Genomic DNA, 16,853 nt, shown 5'->3' on the forward strand with positions numbered 1-16,853 from the left:
GTATAGAGTAGATTTATGAATCAGGTACTAAACGATAAAGTTGTTGTTGTTACTGGCGGAGCAGGCCTTTTAGGAGCCGAATTTGTTCAGGCAATTGCCAGGAATGGCGGTATTGCTATCATTGCTGATCATAATAAGGAAGCAGCACTCAATGTTGTAGAAAGGATAAGTCAACAGAACCCGGAAGGGCGTGTTGATTTTGTAACATTGGATATTACAGATAAGACTTCCATTCTTGATGTGGTTAAAACAGTTTCGGAAAAATATGGGAAAATAGACGCGTTGGTCAATAATGCTTATCCGCGAAATAAAAATTATGGCCGGCGATTGATGGAGGTCGAATATAGCGATTTCTGTGAAAATATAACTCTTAATTTGGGGGGATACTTCCTGACTTCCCAGCAATTTGCTGCTTATTTTATGCAGCAGGGTTATGGCAATATGATTAATATTGCCTCTATTTATGGTGTTGTAGCGCCCAAATTTGAAATTTATGAGAATACCGCGATGACTATGCCAGTTGAATACGCTGTAATAAAATCGGGTATCATTCATTTGACTAAGTATTTTGCAAAATCATTTAAAGGTAAACAAATCAGAGTTAATTCTTTAAGCCCCGGAGGCATTTTGGATGCTCAACCCGCTTCTTTTGTAAGCGCTTATAAAGAGGAGTGCCTCAATAAAGGGATGTTGGATAAAGGCGATTTATCTGGCTCCTTAATTTATTTACTGTCTGATCTGTCGAGCTATGTTAATGGCCAGAATCTTATCGTAGATGATGGATTCACAATTTAATTAGGTGTTTTATGACTGAGAAACTTAAACGTTGTTCTAATTGTTTACTACCAGAAACTTACGAAACCATCGAATTCGATGAGCATGGATGTTGCAACATTTGTAACTCAGCGAAAATTAAAAAAGAAAAAATTGATTGGGTAGCCAGGAAAAAGCTATTGGATCAATTGATAGAGAAATACCGTGGCAAGGGCGATTATGATTGTATTATTCCTTTTAGCGGCGGGAAAGATAGTACTTTTCAACTCTTATACCTGATGAAGGAATACAAGATAAAACCATTGGTTGTTCGCTTTAATCACGGTTTTATGCGTTCGGTGATTAATGAGAATAATCAGCGGACCTTCAAGAAATTAGGGGTTGATGTGATCGAGTTCACGCCTAATTGGAAAATCGTAAAAAAACTCATGCTCGAATCATTCATCCGTAAAACGGATTTTTGCTGGCACTGCCATACCGGCATTTATTCCTATCCGATGCAAATCGCCATTAAATACAATGTTCCACTTATTTTTTGGGGTGAGCCCCAGGCTGAATTAACCGCTTACTACGATTATCTGAACGACGAAATCGAGTATGAGGATGAGAAAAAATTCAACATGATTAGAAACCTCGGGATATCAGCAGATGATATGTACGGTATGATTAATACCCCTGAAGATCCAATCGATCGGCGTGATTTGAATCCGTTTACTTATCCTAAATTAAGTGAATTAAAAAAACTGGGGTATGCATCAGTCTGTTTGGGAAGTTTTATTCCCTGGGATTATGAAGCCAATACCAAGTGGATTAAAGAGGAACTTGGCTGGCAGGCAGATGAGTTAGAAGGTGTGCCAAACGAAGTGAACACCACCGGTGAGAAGATTGAGTGCTTCATGCAAGGTACCCGTGATTACATTAAATACATCAAGCGGGGTTATAGTCGTATTACGCAAATTAATTCAATTAAATTACGTAACAACAAGATCACTAAAGAAGACGCTGAAAAATGGAATGCGATGGAAGGGCAACGACCTGAATCGTTGGATGTTTTTTTAAGCTATGTTGGTCTTACTGAAGAAGAATTTAATACAATTGTTAAACAAATGGCCATACCACCTTATGAGCATGATTTTGAAAATAATCCGAAAGCGAAACCGGTATGGGATACGATTAAGTGGTATAGAGAAGGTGAATGGATAAAATAATAGGCATCTTAGATTATGGCATGGGGAATATTAATTCAGTTTATAATTCGTTGAGCTATTTGGGCTATGAACCTGAAATTGTGAAAACTGCCCAAGCAATTGAGCGCTGTTCCCATCTGATTATTCCAGGTGTTGGTTCTTATGCAGTTGCTATGGCGAATATTGCGGCGCTTGAAGTAGACACAGTCATAATGAAACATGTACAAGCAGGAAAGCCCTTACTTGGAATTTGTTTGGGTATGCAGATCCTTTCTACAGAAGGTGAAGAGGGTGGCTATTCTAAAGGCTTGGGATTGATTGATGGCAAGGTTGAGTTTCTTGATCTTCCTGATTTGCCAGTTCCTCATGTTGGCTGGAATTCCCTGACCTTTAATTTTGACCACCCCATTTGTAACAACCTGAAAAAGCATGTGGATTTTTATTTTGTTCATTCTTATTTTTTCAATGCCAGTGATACAGGCAATGTGTTGGCTTTAACTGATTATGGTAAACAATTTCCCGCTATTGTAGTTAAGGAAAATGTAGTTGGTATTCAATTCCATCCTGAGAAAAGTCAAGATAACGGTTTGTTATTGCTTGAGAATTTTTGTGAGTGGGGTGGGGCATGTTAAAAAAGCGAATCATTCCAACGCTGTTGTTGAGTAATGGCCGAATGGTCAAAGGTAAACAGTTTGAGAATTTTCGTGACACCGGTGATCCGGTATCAGCAGCAAGAATTTACAATGCACAAAATGCGGATGAATTATTTTTTTTGGATATTGATGCTAATCGGAAAGGCAGTGCTTTTGAGATTTTGGAGAAAACGGTCAATGCGGTTTCAGCAGAATGTTTTATGCCTTTGTCAGTAGGGGGTGGTGTTGATTCGATTGAAAAAATGCGCCGCTTACTGTTGGCAGGTGCAGATAAGATTTCGATTACTACTGCAGCGCATACCACTCCCGATTTAATTGGCGAAGCGGCTAATTTGTTTGGCCGGCAATGTGTGGTAGTAGGCTTGGATGTCAAAGTGGAGAATGGAAACTATTCTCTTTACAGCCATTGTGGTACGCAAAAATCAACCAAGTCGTTACGTGATTTTGTCCTGGAAATGACTGAACGAGGTGCTGGCGAATTTGTTATGAATTCTATCGATAACGATGGCATGATGAATGGTTATGACTTGCAATTAGCCAAAGAGGTGAGACGCTATACGGATCGACCCCTTATTATTGCCGGCGGCGCCGGTACTTTTATGCATTTGGTTGATGCGTTTAAAGAAGCCCAGGTTGATGCGGTTGCCTGCGCGAGCCTTTTTCACTTCGGTGATAATAACCCAATTCGTGCCCGCTCCTATTTGTTGAATCAGGGCATACCCATGAAGCTGACTAAATGAAATTAACCATTGAACTACACTCGCTCAGTGAGTACCTGGCAAAACAATTACAAACGTTTTATCCCGATGGGGTGCCAGTAAAGGATAATATCACCCAGATAATGCCGACAGTGATTGAACGGCTGGATTACTGCTTTTCTCATATTCGCAAAAAATATTATTTCGATGAAGGGCAGACGGTATTTAATCATTTGAATTCTGATCACTATGCCATGTTTTTGTATTTCGTTGCCAATGAAGCCTATCGGCAGCAATTTATCAATGTGGCGGAAAAAGCATTTTTACTGAATAAAGCTTTACATGGGATTGATGCTTTTTATTCTATTGCGCTTCCAAAGGTGTTTTTGTTTGTCCACCCGGTAGGTACTATTCTTGGAAACGCGCACTACTCGGATTTTTTGGTCGTTTATCAGAATGTCACTGTTGGAACGGATGTAAATAGTGTCTATCCTCGTTTTGGTCAGGCAGTCGTGCTATATGCTAAAAGCTCGGTGATCGGTAAGTGCCATATTGGTAATAATGTCAGTATCGCCGGTAATACCTTTATAAGAAATACAAATGTGCCCGATGATTCCATTGTCGTAGGTTTATACCCTGACGTTAAGATAAAGAAGAATAGTAAGAATAATAAATATGATTTTTTTCCTAACCAATAGGGTCTGTTACCGCTTCTACTATCCTGGCCGAAAAGCTGAGGAAATAACGACGGACCGCAGGCAATGGTATAAAACAGGATTTTGTAGGAAATTGACAAGTATAAATTTTTTTATAATAATCCGCTTTTTTTCGCGCAGACACAACTCGCGTCCACAAGATTGTACACATAGTCTCGTTAGCCTCTATTCCTCAAGGTTATGTGAGCGCAGTGGTCAGTGTGGATGTATTCTCAGTGAATTAAGAGCAAGAAACAAGGAGTGTCAATGCGTTTGATACCGACAATTCTATGTGGTGGAGCAGGTTCCAGGCTTTGGCCGGTTTCCCGTGAATTGCATCCTAAACCATTTATTCGCCTAGCTGATGGGCAAAGCCTATTGCAGAAGACTTTTCTGCGGGGAGCGGCTTTATCCGGTGTTGAGGAAATCCTTACAGTCACCAATCGGGAACTGTTTTTCAAAACAGAAGATGAGTTTCGGGAAGTGAATGCAGCTGACCTAAACATGTCTTTTATTCTCGAGCCTTTTGGTCGTAATACAGCCGCTGCTATTGCTGCCGCAGCCTTGCGCATCGCTAATGGGTATAATGAAGATACACTGATGCTGGTATTGCCTGCCGATCATCTTATCTCCGAACAGGAAGCGTTTGAGGTAGCAATTGCACGAGCGGTTGAGCTGGCTGAACAAGGCAAGTTGGTTACTTTTGGTATTCAGCCTGATCGCCCTGAGACTGGTTACGGTTATATCGAAGCGGATGGTACCAATGTATTAAGTTTTGTTGAAAAACCTTCCTTGCTAAAAGCACAAGAATACCTTGATTCAGGACGTTTTCTGTGGAATTCAGGGATGTTTTGTTTTTCCGCTGGGACGTTATTGCGGGAGATGGAGCATTATTGCCCGGATATTCTTCTCGCTACTAAAACGTGCCTGGAACAATCCCATACGGCAACTGGAAAAGGGTTTTCACAACTGGAACTGGATGCCCAAAGTTTTAGCATCGTTCCTGAAAACTCAATTGATTATGCCATTATTGAAAAGTCAGCGCGAGTTGCTGTTGTGCCTTGTAGCATCGGTTGGAGTGATATTGGCTCCTGGAATGCTTTAGGTGATTTGGCTGAGCCTGATGCACAGGGAAATCGTATTGAAGGCGAGGCACTGCTTCATGACGTATCGAATTGTTATATTCGCAGTAAAGAACGCTTGATTGGAGCGGTGGGGGTTGAGAATCTATTCATTATTGATACGCCCGATGCGTTATTGGTCGCTGATAAATCACGTGACCAAGATGTGAAGCGTATCTATGCGCAGTTGAAAGCACAAGGTCATGAAGCACATAAACTGCATCGTACAGTGCATCGTCCTTGGGGAACCTATACGGTGTTGGAAGAGGGGCCACGTTTCAAAATCAAACGTATTGAAGTAAGGCCGGGAGCAAGCCTTAGTTTACAAATGCATCATCATCGCAGTGAGCATTGGATTGTTGTGAGTGGTATGGCCAAGGTCATCAATGGCGAGGAGGAAATGTTTGTCAGAACGAATGAATCGACTTATATTCCTGCTGGTCATAAGCATCGTTTGGAAAATCCTGGTGTGCTTGATCTGGTTATGATTGAGGTACAGAGTGGGGAATATATGGGCGAAGATGATATTGTCCGATTCCAGGATGTTTATGGTAGGGTGTGAACTACTTTTACTAAAAGTAGTTGCTAGCCAACCATAAATTTAAGAACAACGAAAGAACAATCAATTAGGTTTAGGGCTAGGTAAAACTGAGACTATTGAATTTGTTCCGTAACTGACAGATATATCACGAGGTGTTTGGTGAAAACGGCATTAATTACAGGGGTTACTGGTCAAGACGGTGCCTATTTAGCAGAGTTCCTAATCAACAAGGGCTATACAGTACATGGCATTAAGCGTAGATCGTCCCTACTGAATACAGGTCGAATTGATCATTTGTATCAAGATCCCCATGAAAAGGATCTTCGCCTTATTCTCCATTATGGTGATATGACTGACAGTACTAGTCTAATCCGTATCATTCAACAAACCAAACCGGATGAAATCTATAATCTGGCTGCGCAGAGTCATGTCTCTGTTTCCTTTGAGGAGCCGGAATACACCGCCAATTCGGATGCTTTAGGTGCATTGCGTATTTTAGAAGCCATTCGGATCTTGGGTTTTGAGCAAAGAACCAAATTTTATCAAGCGTCTACCTCTGAATTATACGGTTTGGTTCAGGAAACCCCACAAAAAGAAACGACACCTTTTTATCCTCGCTCACCTTATGCTGTTTCTAAATTATATGCCTATTGGATAACAGTAAATTATCGTGAAGCCTATAATATGTTTGCCTGCAATGGTATTTTGTTTAATCACGAATCACCGATTCGCGGTGAAACCTTTGTGACGAGAAAAATTACACGAGGTCTTGCACGTATCAAATGTGGTTTAGAAGGATGTTTGTATTTAGGAAACATCAATGCCAAGCGTGATTGGGGGCATGCCAAAGACTATGTTGAGATGCAATGGTTGATGTTGCAGCAAGAAAAGCCAGAGGATTTTGTCATTGCAACTGGTGAACAGCATAGTGTACGTGAATTTATCAATTTGGCCGCGAAGGAAATTGATTTAGAGCTTCATTGGGAAGGTGAGGGGATTAACGAGAAGGCTTACGACAGTGATGGTGTATGCCGAATTGCCATTGATCCTCGCTATTTCAGACCTACTGAAGTAGATACTTTATTGGGTGACGCCAGTAAAGCGCGTCAGAAATTAGGTTGGGAACCACGAATTCAATTTCATGAGTTGGTAGAAGAAATGATTCGCGCAGATTATGAAATCGCTTGCAGAGATAAATTTATTAAAGAAAATGGTTATGAAAAATGACCTGCGCATCGTCGAAGAGGGCTTCCAGGGGCTGTTGCCAAGCCAGTAGATAGGGTAACAGACCCAATTTTACGAATTGTAATGAGTGAGTGAGATATGCATCATAATGCCAAAATATATGTAGCCGGACATCGTGGGTTAGTGGGTTCAGCCTTAGTTAGAGCCCTGGAAAGGCAAGGCTATACAAATCTGTTACTCAGAACGAAGAGTGAGCTTGATTTAACAGACCAGGCAAAGGTTCATGCATTTTTTGCTCAGGAACGTCCTGAGTATGTCTTTATGGCTGCAGCAAAGGTTGGTGGTATTGTTGCCAATAATACCTATCCTGCTGATTTTGGTTATCAAAACCAAATTATTCAAACTAATCTTATTCATGCTTCCTGGGAAAATAAGGTCAAGCGCTTATTGTTTTTAGGCTCTTCTTGCCTTTACCCAAGGGATTGCCCACAACCCATGTGCGAAGAGCATTTGTTAACCGGCCCGCTTGAGCCTACCAACAAAGCGTATGCACTCGCAAAAATATCAGGCATTTCAATGTGTGAATCGTTTAATCGACAATATGGCACCAAGTATTTGGTCGCTATGCCGACAAATCTCTATGGTCCAAATGACAATTATGATTTGCAAGCTTCTCACGTCATTCCGGCCTTAATGCGAAAAATTCATGAAGCGAAGATTTCTCATGCGCCGTTTGTTGAGGTGTGGGGTTCTGGTGCACCTAAACGTGAGTTTATGCATAGTGATGACATGGGTGATGCAGCGGTATTTTTATTAAATTTACCGGACGCCCAATATGATGAATTGCTTCACTGCCCGGTAAGCGGCCCACTGGTCAATATTGGTTATGGCAAAGATATTTCCATTAAAGAACTGGTCGAGTTACTTTGTCGAATTGTCGATTATAAAGGTGAGGTCAGATGGGATAGCTCCAAACCTGATGGTACGCCGAAAAAACTATTGAATACGGACAAAATCAGCAAAACTGGATGGCAACCGAAGTTGGTTTTAGCGGATGAATTAAAGAAAATATATTTGGATAAGTTTGTTAGTGAGAATAAAGTTTCTTTGGCAGGTACTGTATGACCCGGTTTTTTTTTACAAGACCTAGCTACTTTCTTTATTTAATGTGGTTGATGTTAATGGTTGTTTTTTATATTCAACCGATTGAGTATCTGAAACCAGTTGGCTTCGGTGTTTGGGGTTTCATCCTGGGTGGATTGCTGGTTTTTACTCTGGGTGAGCGATCTGCCCGATTTTTCCCCGTCCGTCATGAGGCTGCTGTCGTTGTTTCAAAGCAACACCTTAATCGGGTTGTTCTTTTTTCTTCTCTGCTTGGTTTACTGGGTATTTTGTGCTTGACTTATGACAAGCTAATATTGAGCGGCCTGGATTATTCCCATGGCTTAGCGTTTATCCGTGAACTGCGTGTTCAGCAACTTGACAAGGGTGTGGATGTTCACCGTTCATTTTGGCTGTATTTAGGCTATCCTTTTTTCTCTTTTAGTTACCCGGCTTTAATGCTGTTGGTGATTAATGCAGCCGAGATCAAACCTTCAGTAGCCCGTTTTGCCCAGCTGTCTGCCAGTTCACCCATCATCTATGCTTTATTGTATGGCGGGCGGATGCCAATATTTATTTTATTCTTTCTTCTGTTGACCTGCTGTTTTATAAGAAAATTTCATGGGAAAACGTTTTTCCCCAGAGAACATGCCTTATTGGCGAAATTGCTTATGCTAGGGATTTGTTTTGCTTTATACAGCAATCATGTTCTGGTTGAGCGTAGACAGAATTCCAATCAGACTTCTTATAATGACTTTATGAACTTTGTTGTTCAGGAAAGTTGGGGTGCTGCGCCAAAACAATGGATAACGACACTCATTGAGGATGATATAGTCAGTAAAGATACGGCGATGACACTTATGACGAATTCAATGTATCTCACAAATGGGGTGGTTAGCTTAAGCAAGATAATAGACAATCATAAAAAATACACACCCTATTGGGGAACTTACCAGGTGGGTATTTTATCGCCTTTATTACGTGTTTTTTACGCTAACAACACGGTGTTGTCTACCATGAAAGAGAATATGGTTGATACCAAAATCTATGGTTTTTATACGACTGCCTGGGGAGCCTGGTTCCTGGATTTCGGACTGATAGGAGCAATTCTATTTATTGCAGCTTGGGGATGCGTCAGTGGTACTAGTGCCAAGTATGCCAGAGATCCGGCTCGATTAGGCTCGCAGCTAATTTTAGCGTATTGCTATACCTCGATTGTGGTCAGTATCTTTAATGGGCCCTTGGGGGTTTCTAATAGTTTTCTCATTTTTGCTTCTCTCGTTGTTGTGGCAGTCATGTTAAGGGGAATTGGTGTGAAACCTATTGCTCAAAGCAAATTGAGCTCCTGATTTTTTAGTTATAGGATAAATAATAATGACCGATGTAATGTTTTTTTCTCACCATAACACTGGCCCTTGGTGGCAGTATTTGGCGGATAGCTTAAACTTTACAAAGTCTGTTTGCCTGGTAAGTGATTTGCGTGGTGAGGGAGATATTTGTATCGTTGATGATTTTTATGCCAATCTACGTGAAAAGGATTGTGCTCAGATTGCCCTCCAGCATTTCTCCCCTGCACTTTGTGATGATATCATTCGTCGTTGCCGAGTTTTACGCAATCAACAAAAAGCTCAAGCCTTAGCAATGATAGGTGCGATGTGGCTAACCTTCGACGCATTAATAAAAAAGGAAAAACCAAAATTACTGATTACTTTTATTATTGATCGTTATGTTTTGGATGTTTTAAACCGAGTATTGCAATCTTACAATATACCGTTTTTGGGTTTGACAGCATCGATTGTACCCGACCATGTTATGTTTATGGTAAGAGGGAAATTGATTCATTTACGTGAACCTGAGAGGCAGGAAATTGAGAAAGCCAGAAAACAATTAGTCAATGACTCATTTACGCCATCCTACGTGAACAATAGTAAAAAATTTGGTCGTCTGCAGTATTGGCGTACCTTTTTATACTTTAAATTACGTGGGGCAGCGTTCGAATTGATCCGCCATTTAAAGCGCGATAAATTGAACTTGCATTATCTCGAAGCTTTAAATCGCCTGGATCATAAACCCCGTTGGCCTGATTATAAAGTGCTTAACCTCTTACATGAGGACTGGGAAAAGAGATTGGCTGAGGTCGCCCCTGATAAGCGGGTTTTTTTAGCATTACAATTACTTCCCGAGGCTTCTCTGGATTATTGGCTTGATGATCTTGCCCTGCTCAACAATGAACAAGTAGTCGAGGAAATTTCTAAGGTTCTTGGTAAAGCGGGCTATACTGTTTTTATTAAAGACCATCCCTTGCAATTTGGTTTCAGAAAACGGGAAGTTATGCAGAAGCTGGCAAAATTACCTTATGTTGTTCTCGTTCCTTATGCTGCTCCAGCGACTCATTTAATTAAAGAATGTCCAATTACAGTGACGTTTACTGGTACTATTGGTTTTCAAAGTGCGCTCGCTGGTGCATGTTCAATTGTTAGTGGCGCATATTATTCAGACGAGCAACATTTTGTGCATTTCCACAATTTACATGATATCACTTTGTTACCGCAAAAAATCGCAGCCTTTCAAAAAGACAAACCACAAAAGATTAGTGATGCGGCGATAGATAGCTTATTAACTAACCTTTTATCAGCCAGTGCGCCGGGAGATCTGTTTAGTTTCCGACGCTTTGATAGGAATCAGCCCCAGCACGTAGAAAAAGCCGCAACGTTGGTTGAGTCATTGAATAAATACTTGCCACAGTTCTTAGTTGCCAGAAAAGAAAGTGAAATAAAAGAACCTTGCTCCGTGTAGTCCTGTAACCCGTTTGCAAGCAAACGGGTTACCTGATGCTCTAAATCATTAGTCCTCACGCTGGCGAATGCAATCCGTCTCAGGTTATCTCAGACAAGTTGAATTCCTTTCCGAGCCAGTCTTCGCTGAAGGAAATAAGCGGTCAGTAGCATAATGCACCCCAGTGCTAACGTACAGGCACCCATAAGCAGATAGTAATTCTGATACAGGGGTAAGCTTTCTAGGGCGGAGCTTTTATTTTCTGGAATTGCTACGAAACCAGCTATGCGTCCGGAAATCGTATTGGATAAGGAAGCTGCCAGATACCACACTCCCATGGCGAAGGCTATTGCCTGGCTGTCGCAATAAAGCCCTATCATACTTAATCCAATTGCTGATACCCATAGTTCAGCCAAAGTGATGAGTATGTAGGTAAACCCTATATAATTACCATCAACATAGCCATTAACTGCATTGGTTGCTGCAAAGGCCATCACTAATAAGGCAAAGCCTGCTAACAAGGTTCCGCCGGCGAATTGATAAGGGATCGTGAATTTAGGGAAGAAACGATAAAAACGCGGTAATTGAGTCCCTAAGGCAATAATGAGTAGCGGATTAAGCATTTGATATTGTGCTGGGGAAACATGAAGATTCAAAAGTTTTAAATTGGAATTATTCTGTGCAAACAAGACGAGGGTTGTATTCATCTGGTTATAAATAATAAAAAATACCACGGCTTCCACGATTAATAATAAGGCAACTAATTGTTTAGTCCGGGTTTCTCCGGTCAGCGCCAGGGTTCTTAAGAGAAACCAAAAAATACCTAAGCCGCAGCCAATGGTTACAAGGATACTGGCAACATAAATGTATGAATAAGCAAAAAGGGTGAAGAAATAAATCATGATGAGATAAACAAATAAATAAGCTTTATTTGATCGGGAAAAAGAAAGGGTATCTTTACCCCAAATGACATTGTCATAAAGAGAATAATGTTTAGCGAAGTTTAAAGCGGCAATTGCCTTGCCGACAAAAACCAGGGTTAAAATTGACAAAGGACCATAACGACTTTCCATCATTGCAGGAGCAATGATTGTTGCGAGCAAGCCACCAATATTAATTGCCATGTAATAGTAAGTCATAGCCGATTTGGCTTTAATGGCATCATCAGAATAAATATGAGAAACCATACTTGATGAGGTACCAATTAAGAGGGAATTGCTGGCAGGTATTAATGCATAAGCGGCGAGAAAGAGTAGATCTCCATATTTACTTAAGGTGTAACCACTTAACATGACAAGTAAATAAGCAGAGGCTAAAAAAATGCTGCCCAGCAAGATGGCACGACGAACGCCTAATACTTTATCCGCCATAAAACCACCTAGAATAGGCATGAGATAGCCCGTAGCTTGGCTAATCCCTATAAAGGCATAGGCTTTTTCTTGATCATAACCTAGACCATGTGTAAGCAGGGGACGCGTCAGAAAAAGAATTAAAACGGTATTAAGTGCATAAGATGAAAACTGGCTCCAAAAGGTAATCAAAACGATATTATTGGTTTGCTGCTGACGAGTATCCCAGCGCGTAAAATAATTCTTTATTGTTTGATAAACCACATGAGCTCCTTAACAGGTGGCATACGAACGGAAATGTAAATAGGCCCTATTTTTTAGCCAGTACCACATCGATAATATGGGTATCATGGTAAGGAAAAGTAAATATTTGTCCAAAAAGACGTTTCAATCGTTCTAATAAAAAATTTTTGGGCAACATTCTCATCGAAATACTGTTTAAAAACCAGGTGCCCTCGATGCCAAAATGGGCCAGTTCGTCAATGTTTTGCAAGGTAATGGGGATTACCAAACGTTGATGGTGAATCACTTTGAATTGATGCTGTGCAAATACATGGAGTAACTCATCCAAACCTGAAGCCACTGTGGTATTTTTTACCATGGCTTTGTAATAATGGCCAACAACGCTGCTCAATAAAGAGCCTTTTGCAATGAAATCGGCTAAATGCTGTTGAGCGACTGGAAAGGATTCATAAGTTGTCGTGATCAGAGAAAAATGGCCATTGGCCCGCGTCAACAGATCAGCCTCATTAAATAGAGTATGAATTGGAATATAAGCGTTGATGAAATGAGCCAATGTTAAATCCTGGCTGTGGTGTGGCAGATAACGGCTGGCCTCGGTTGCACTGGCTTCTATCGTGGTTAAGGGTAAAGCCTTACGAGCACGAGCCAGCATTTCTGTTGAAATATCTATACCAGTAAAATCCGCTTCTGGCATCAGTGGTCTTAGTTTTTCCAAAAAAGCACCATTACCAACGCCAAAATCCAGAACTTTGTAATGTGGCCTTAATCCCAGATGTTCTTGCTTGATCTGTGCTATCGCCACTTTATGGCTGTCACTAATAGAGCCAAATCGATCTGCGGTTGCATAATTTCCCGCAATCTCGTTATACATGGCCTTTAAGGACATGCAGTTTTCCAGTTCATAAACATTCGGACAGTATATCGCCAATTGCGTGCAGGGAATACTCTTTAAAGGATTAAATTGCTGCTGAAGGTTGGCATGGTTTTAGAGAGACATCGTAATTTTTTATTTACTTTCAATTAGAAAAAATGGGTTAAGCAGGTCTCTTATTTTCCTGTTTTTCCTTTTTTGAAAAAAAATCGTTCGATTTTACCTAATTTGCCGTATAATCGACGGGCTTATTTCGTCGCGGCCCAGCATGGTTTAAAAGTAGATTCTAGATAAACAGGATTATCTATTGATAATTATGGAGAGGAGATGGCTTGGTTTAGCTTTTATTTGGTTATTTTGACAGTATCTTGCCTCGTAACATGGTTGTTGCGTCGCTATGCTTTGGCAACCAGCTTGATAGATATTCCTAATCATCGCAGTTCTCATCAGGTTCCAACACCACGAGGTGGGGGGCTTTCTTTTGTTTTTTGTTTTTTAGCAGCAACCTTTTTCTTATTCTCTCTAAAATGTATCTCGCTTTCTGTATTCGCTACTCTGCTGCTGTCTGGCGGGGGTATTGCTGTCCTTGGTTTCTTGGATGACCGTGGCCATATTCCGGCTAAGTGGCGCTTGTTAGGTCATTTTATCGCAACAGGTTTGGCTTTGTATCTGTTAGGCGGCATGCCGGCCATTTCTCTTTTTAATTGGACTTTAGCGCCTGGTTTTATAAGCAATGTTTTAGCTGTTTTTTATCTGGTTTGGCTGTTGAATTTATATAATTTCATGGATGGTATTGACGGCTTGGCGGGAGTAGAAGCGATTACGGTATGTTTGGGTGGTGTTTTATTATATTGTTTGCAAGCGGATTTAATGGCGATTTTTTTACCTCTTTGTTTGGCTTTTGCGGTAACCGGATTTTTAATTTGGAATTTCCCACCGGCACGTATTTTTATGGGAGATGCTGGCAGTGGCTTTTTAGGACTTGTACTCGGATTATTATCGCTTCAAGCTACCGCGGTTAATGCCAGTTTTTTTTGGAGTTGGCTAATACTTTTAGGTGTCTTTATTGTTGATGCTACGGTAACATTAGTGCGCCGTGGATTGAGTGGCGAAAAACTGTCAGAAGCACATCGCAGCCATGCTTACCAGCATGCTTCCCGCCATTATGGAGGGCATTTGCCTGTAACAGTGGGTGTTTTGGTAATTAATGTGTTGTGGTTGTTACCTTGGTCTTTACTGGTAGGGGTAGGTTATCTCAATGGTTGTTTAGGATTACTCATTGCTTATTCGCCTTTGATGGTCTTGGCTCTAAAATTTAATGCGGGAAAAAGAGAGTAATTTTTCTTTTTATTGATAAAAAATTTTTAAAAATCAAATTCCTTAATATTTTGTTAAGAATGATTGTGTAAACTTACAATCGAATGCTTTATTGTTCATTTTTTGTTCGAATTGTAGTCATTTAGAGCACCATGGAAGCGTTCTATGGAATAGGTGATGGCTACTACTAGAAGGGAGATTTGTCATGTTAATTTTGACTAGGCGTATTGGTGAAACGTTAATTATTGGTGATGATGTAAATATCACTGTCTTAGGGGTGAAAGGAAACCAGGTGCGCTTAGGCATTAATGCGCCAAAAGACGTTTCTGTGCACCGCGAAGAGATTTATCTGCGTATACAACAAGAGAAAGAAACAACTGACACTGAAGAAGCGGTATAGGTATAACCCAGATTTCAGCGCAGTCATCCTGCCCCGTATCGTTTAATGAGTAAACAAAGCGGGGCAAACTCCCAATCCCTCTCCTCTCTATTTTCATTGCAATAAACCACTTGTGTTATTCCTAATTGGAATGGGATGTTCTATTGATGCAATGAGGCATCACCAGAGGATAAATAATGTAGCGTACCTTGTTCATCTCTTAAAGTGAGTTGGCCTAACTCATTAACGCCACAAGCCTGCCCCGCAATTAACCCATTAGGTTGCGCAACGGCGATCTGTTTACCGAATAAATAGTCCACCTCTTGCCATCGAGAGCTAAAGCTGGCAAACCCTTGTTGTAAAAATTGTTCTAAATGATCGTCTAACTGAGCAATTAAATTCGCTAAAATAATATTGCGATCAAAATGATGGCCTGTAATTTCATATAAAGAACACCAAGGTCTACCGATCAGAATTTCGTGTTGGGTTGCTGTATTCACGTTAATACCGATACCGATAATAACTTGTGCGCAACCATTTGTTTCGGCAATCACTTCGATTAGGATGCCGCACAGTTTTTTATCGCCCCACAAGACATCGTTAGGCCATTTTAGTAGAAGGTTTTGGTCCACATTACTATTGCGCAAACATGCCAGAATGGCCAAACCTACCACCAAACTTAAACCTGATAGATGGGATAGGCAGCAATGTAATTCCCAGCGACTGGAGAAATAGATATTTTCCCCAAAAGGAGAAATCCAATGGCGACCAAAGCGCCCGCGTCCATTGGTTTGTGTTTCAGCACAACAAATTGCCAAGGAGGTCCCGGAAGGTAATTCTTTTAAAAATCGATTGGTAGAATCAATGGCTGCGAATAAATGAAAATCGAGGGGTTTAGTGAAGGATTTCTTAGATAAATAATGGCGAATTAATTGCTCATCAAGGAATTGCATGGGGGTGCCTAATTGATAGCCTTGCTGTGGCAACCGTTTAATAACAAGACCTAATTCGGTTAATTGGTGAACGTGCTTCCATACTGCGGTGCGAGATACACCCAACTGCTCACCAAGACTATTGCCGCTATGGCATTGGCCATCGGCTAACTGATGCAGCAGTTGGAGTTGTAGGGAGCTGAATTGTTTCATAACCAATGCGCCTAACCAGTTTATTAACTAAAAGGAAGTATATCAGATTCATTTCGGTACTCACGACTTGATAGCTATTGTCAATAAAAGGCGTGAGGATGCTGTGCAAGAAAACTCCTCGCTTAAACGAGGAGTTTTGTCTATCGAATAGGAGAGCAATACTCTAACCAGCGCGGCGCTTTATGGAGAGTGCCAGAAAAATATAAGTCCAGCCATCGACAATCATCTCAATAGCGATAAATAAACCAATCACCCATAAGCCACTAATGGGCCAATGCGCTAAGATCATGACGCCTAGTGCGATCGCAATAAGGCCGGCCAGCAATAACCATCCCCATCCTGCGGATCCTTTAAGCATAAGAGCCATAAAAATACGACTGATCCCGATAATAATGAGTACAGAGGCTAACATGGCGGTAATTAAGGTGGAGGCTAGAATGGGATCATAAATGATCAGGCAGCCGCCAATAAGATAAAGGACAGCAATCAAGGCATGCCAAACCACGCCTTTCCAATGTTTACATTTAAAAACATCAATAATTTGGGTGACTCCGGCAACAATTAATAATGCTCCCAAGAAGATCATACTGGCTAGAGTTAGGCCTACAACCATGCCCAAGCCAATACACCCCAAGATAACAAACAAGATCCCCAAGGCCAGTAGCCATCCCCAGTTACGGCTTAAATTATTTGTCGCCGTTCCCAAATCTGCTTTTTTAGTTGCCATAAAAATATCCTTATTTAAATTCCTTTGGCAATTAAACTATAGACGAAATTACTTAATTTTCATATTTATATGGCCTATATCGCTTCTCTTTA

16 protein-coding genes are annotated in these 16,853 nt (G+C 40.9%); 12 read left to right on the top strand and 4 right to left on the bottom strand.

Annotation, left to right across the window (positions count from 1 at the left end; genetic code table 11):
- Positions 1 to 15: 15 nt before the first annotated feature.
- The 10 genes from DYC89_RS05365 (at position 16) to DYC89_RS05410 (ending at position 10,751) form a co-directional block, all read left to right on the top strand.
- Positions 16 to 795 (top strand): oxidoreductase, encoded by a 780-nt coding sequence (locus DYC89_RS05365; protein ID WP_115220841.1) that lies wholly within the window; start codon positions 16 to 18, stop codon positions 793 to 795.
- 11 nt (positions 796 to 806) lie between these two features.
- Entirely contained in the window at positions 807 to 1,982 is a 1,176-nt protein-coding gene (locus DYC89_RS05370) for an N-acetyl sugar amidotransferase (RefSeq protein WP_115220842.1), read from the top strand.
- Positions 1,970 to 2,593: an imidazole glycerol phosphate synthase subunit HisH gene (gene hisH, locus DYC89_RS05375; protein ID WP_115222663.1), complete on the top strand. Its 624-nt coding sequence runs from the start codon at positions 1,970 to 1,972 to the stop codon at positions 2,591 to 2,593. The genes DYC89_RS05370 and hisH overlap by 13 nt, the downstream gene beginning before the upstream one ends.
- Positions 2,587 to 3,354 (top strand): imidazole glycerol phosphate synthase subunit HisF, encoded by a 768-nt coding sequence (hisF, locus tag DYC89_RS05380; RefSeq protein WP_115220843.1) that lies wholly within the window; start codon positions 2,587 to 2,589, stop codon positions 3,352 to 3,354. The genes hisH and hisF overlap by 7 nt, the downstream gene beginning before the upstream one ends.
- Positions 3,351 to 4,010 (top strand): serine acetyltransferase, encoded by a 660-nt coding sequence (locus DYC89_RS05385; RefSeq protein WP_115220844.1) that lies wholly within the window; start codon positions 3,351 to 3,353, stop codon positions 4,008 to 4,010. The genes hisF and DYC89_RS05385 overlap by 4 nt, the downstream gene beginning before the upstream one ends.
- 264 nt (positions 4,011 to 4,274) lie before the next feature.
- On the top strand, positions 4,275 to 5,690 hold the full coding sequence (locus DYC89_RS05390) for a mannose-1-phosphate guanylyltransferase/mannose-6-phosphate isomerase (protein ID WP_115220845.1): 1,416 nt from the start codon (positions 4,275 to 4,277) through the stop codon (positions 5,688 to 5,690).
- Positions 5,691 to 5,828: 138 nt separating this feature from the next.
- Positions 5,829 to 6,896: a GDP-mannose 4,6-dehydratase gene (gene gmd / locus DYC89_RS05395; protein WP_202972487.1), complete on the top strand. Its 1,068-nt coding sequence runs from the start codon at positions 5,829 to 5,831 to the stop codon at positions 6,894 to 6,896.
- A gap of 96 nt (positions 6,897 to 6,992) precedes the next feature.
- A complete protein-coding gene (locus DYC89_RS05400) occupies positions 6,993 to 7,979 on the top strand; it encodes a GDP-L-fucose synthase family protein (RefSeq protein ID WP_115220846.1) in 987 nt (328 codons plus the stop codon).
- Between the two features lie 50 nt (positions 7,980 to 8,029).
- Positions 8,030 to 9,304, top strand: a complete 1,275-nt coding sequence (locus DYC89_RS05405) for a hypothetical protein (protein WP_147285479.1) — start codon at positions 8,030 to 8,032, stop codon at positions 9,302 to 9,304.
- 25 nt (positions 9,305 to 9,329) lie between these two features.
- Positions 9,330 to 10,751 carry a hypothetical protein gene (locus tag DYC89_RS05410; protein WP_115220848.1) on the top strand — a complete coding sequence of 474 codons (1,422 nt, stop codon included), beginning with the start codon at positions 9,330 to 9,332 and terminating at the stop codon, positions 10,749 to 10,751.
- An 89-nt stretch (positions 10,752 to 10,840) separates the two neighbouring features.
- Here the strand turns inward: DYC89_RS05410 and DYC89_RS05415 are convergent, their stop codons facing one another.
- Together DYC89_RS05415 and DYC89_RS05420 are read right to left on the bottom strand one after the other, a co-directional pair.
- A complete protein-coding gene (locus tag DYC89_RS05415) occupies positions 10,841 to 12,343 on the bottom strand; it encodes a peptide MFS transporter (protein ID WP_115220849.1) in 1,503 nt (500 codons plus the stop codon).
- A 46-nt stretch (positions 12,344 to 12,389) separates the two neighbouring features.
- Positions 12,390 to 13,208: a class I SAM-dependent methyltransferase gene (locus DYC89_RS05420; RefSeq protein WP_115220850.1), complete on the bottom strand. Its 819-nt coding sequence runs from the start codon at positions 13,206 to 13,208 to the stop codon at positions 12,390 to 12,392.
- A gap of 312 nt (positions 13,209 to 13,520) precedes the next feature.
- Here DYC89_RS05420 and DYC89_RS05425 point away from each other — a divergent pair, with 312 nt between their 5' ends.
- Entirely contained in the window at positions 13,521 to 14,531 is a 1,011-nt protein-coding gene (locus tag DYC89_RS05425) for an MraY family glycosyltransferase (RefSeq protein ID WP_115220851.1), read from the top strand.
- 184 nt (positions 14,532 to 14,715) lie between these two features.
- Positions 14,716 to 14,910, top strand: a complete 195-nt coding sequence (gene csrA / locus DYC89_RS05430) for a carbon storage regulator CsrA (RefSeq protein WP_019217553.1) — start codon at positions 14,716 to 14,718, stop codon at positions 14,908 to 14,910.
- A 140-nt stretch (positions 14,911 to 15,050) separates the two neighbouring features.
- Here the strand turns inward: csrA and birA are convergent, their stop codons facing one another.
- Both birA and DYC89_RS05440 read right to left on the bottom strand, forming a co-directional pair.
- Positions 15,051 to 16,034 carry a bifunctional biotin--[acetyl-CoA-carboxylase] ligase/biotin operon repressor BirA gene (gene birA, locus DYC89_RS05435; protein WP_115220852.1) on the bottom strand — a complete coding sequence of 328 codons (984 nt, stop codon included), beginning with the start codon at positions 16,032 to 16,034 and terminating at the stop codon, positions 15,051 to 15,053.
- 163 nt (positions 16,035 to 16,197) lie between these two features.
- A complete protein-coding gene (locus tag DYC89_RS05440; RefSeq protein WP_115220853.1) occupies positions 16,198 to 16,761 on the bottom strand; it encodes an HdeD family acid-resistance protein in 564 nt (187 codons plus the stop codon).
- Between the last annotated feature and the right edge of the window lie 92 nt (positions 16,762 to 16,853).

This window comes from Legionella donaldsonii (assembly GCF_900452385.1).
Lineage (GTDB): Bacteria > Pseudomonadota > Gammaproteobacteria > Legionellales > Legionellaceae > Tatlockia > Tatlockia donaldsonii.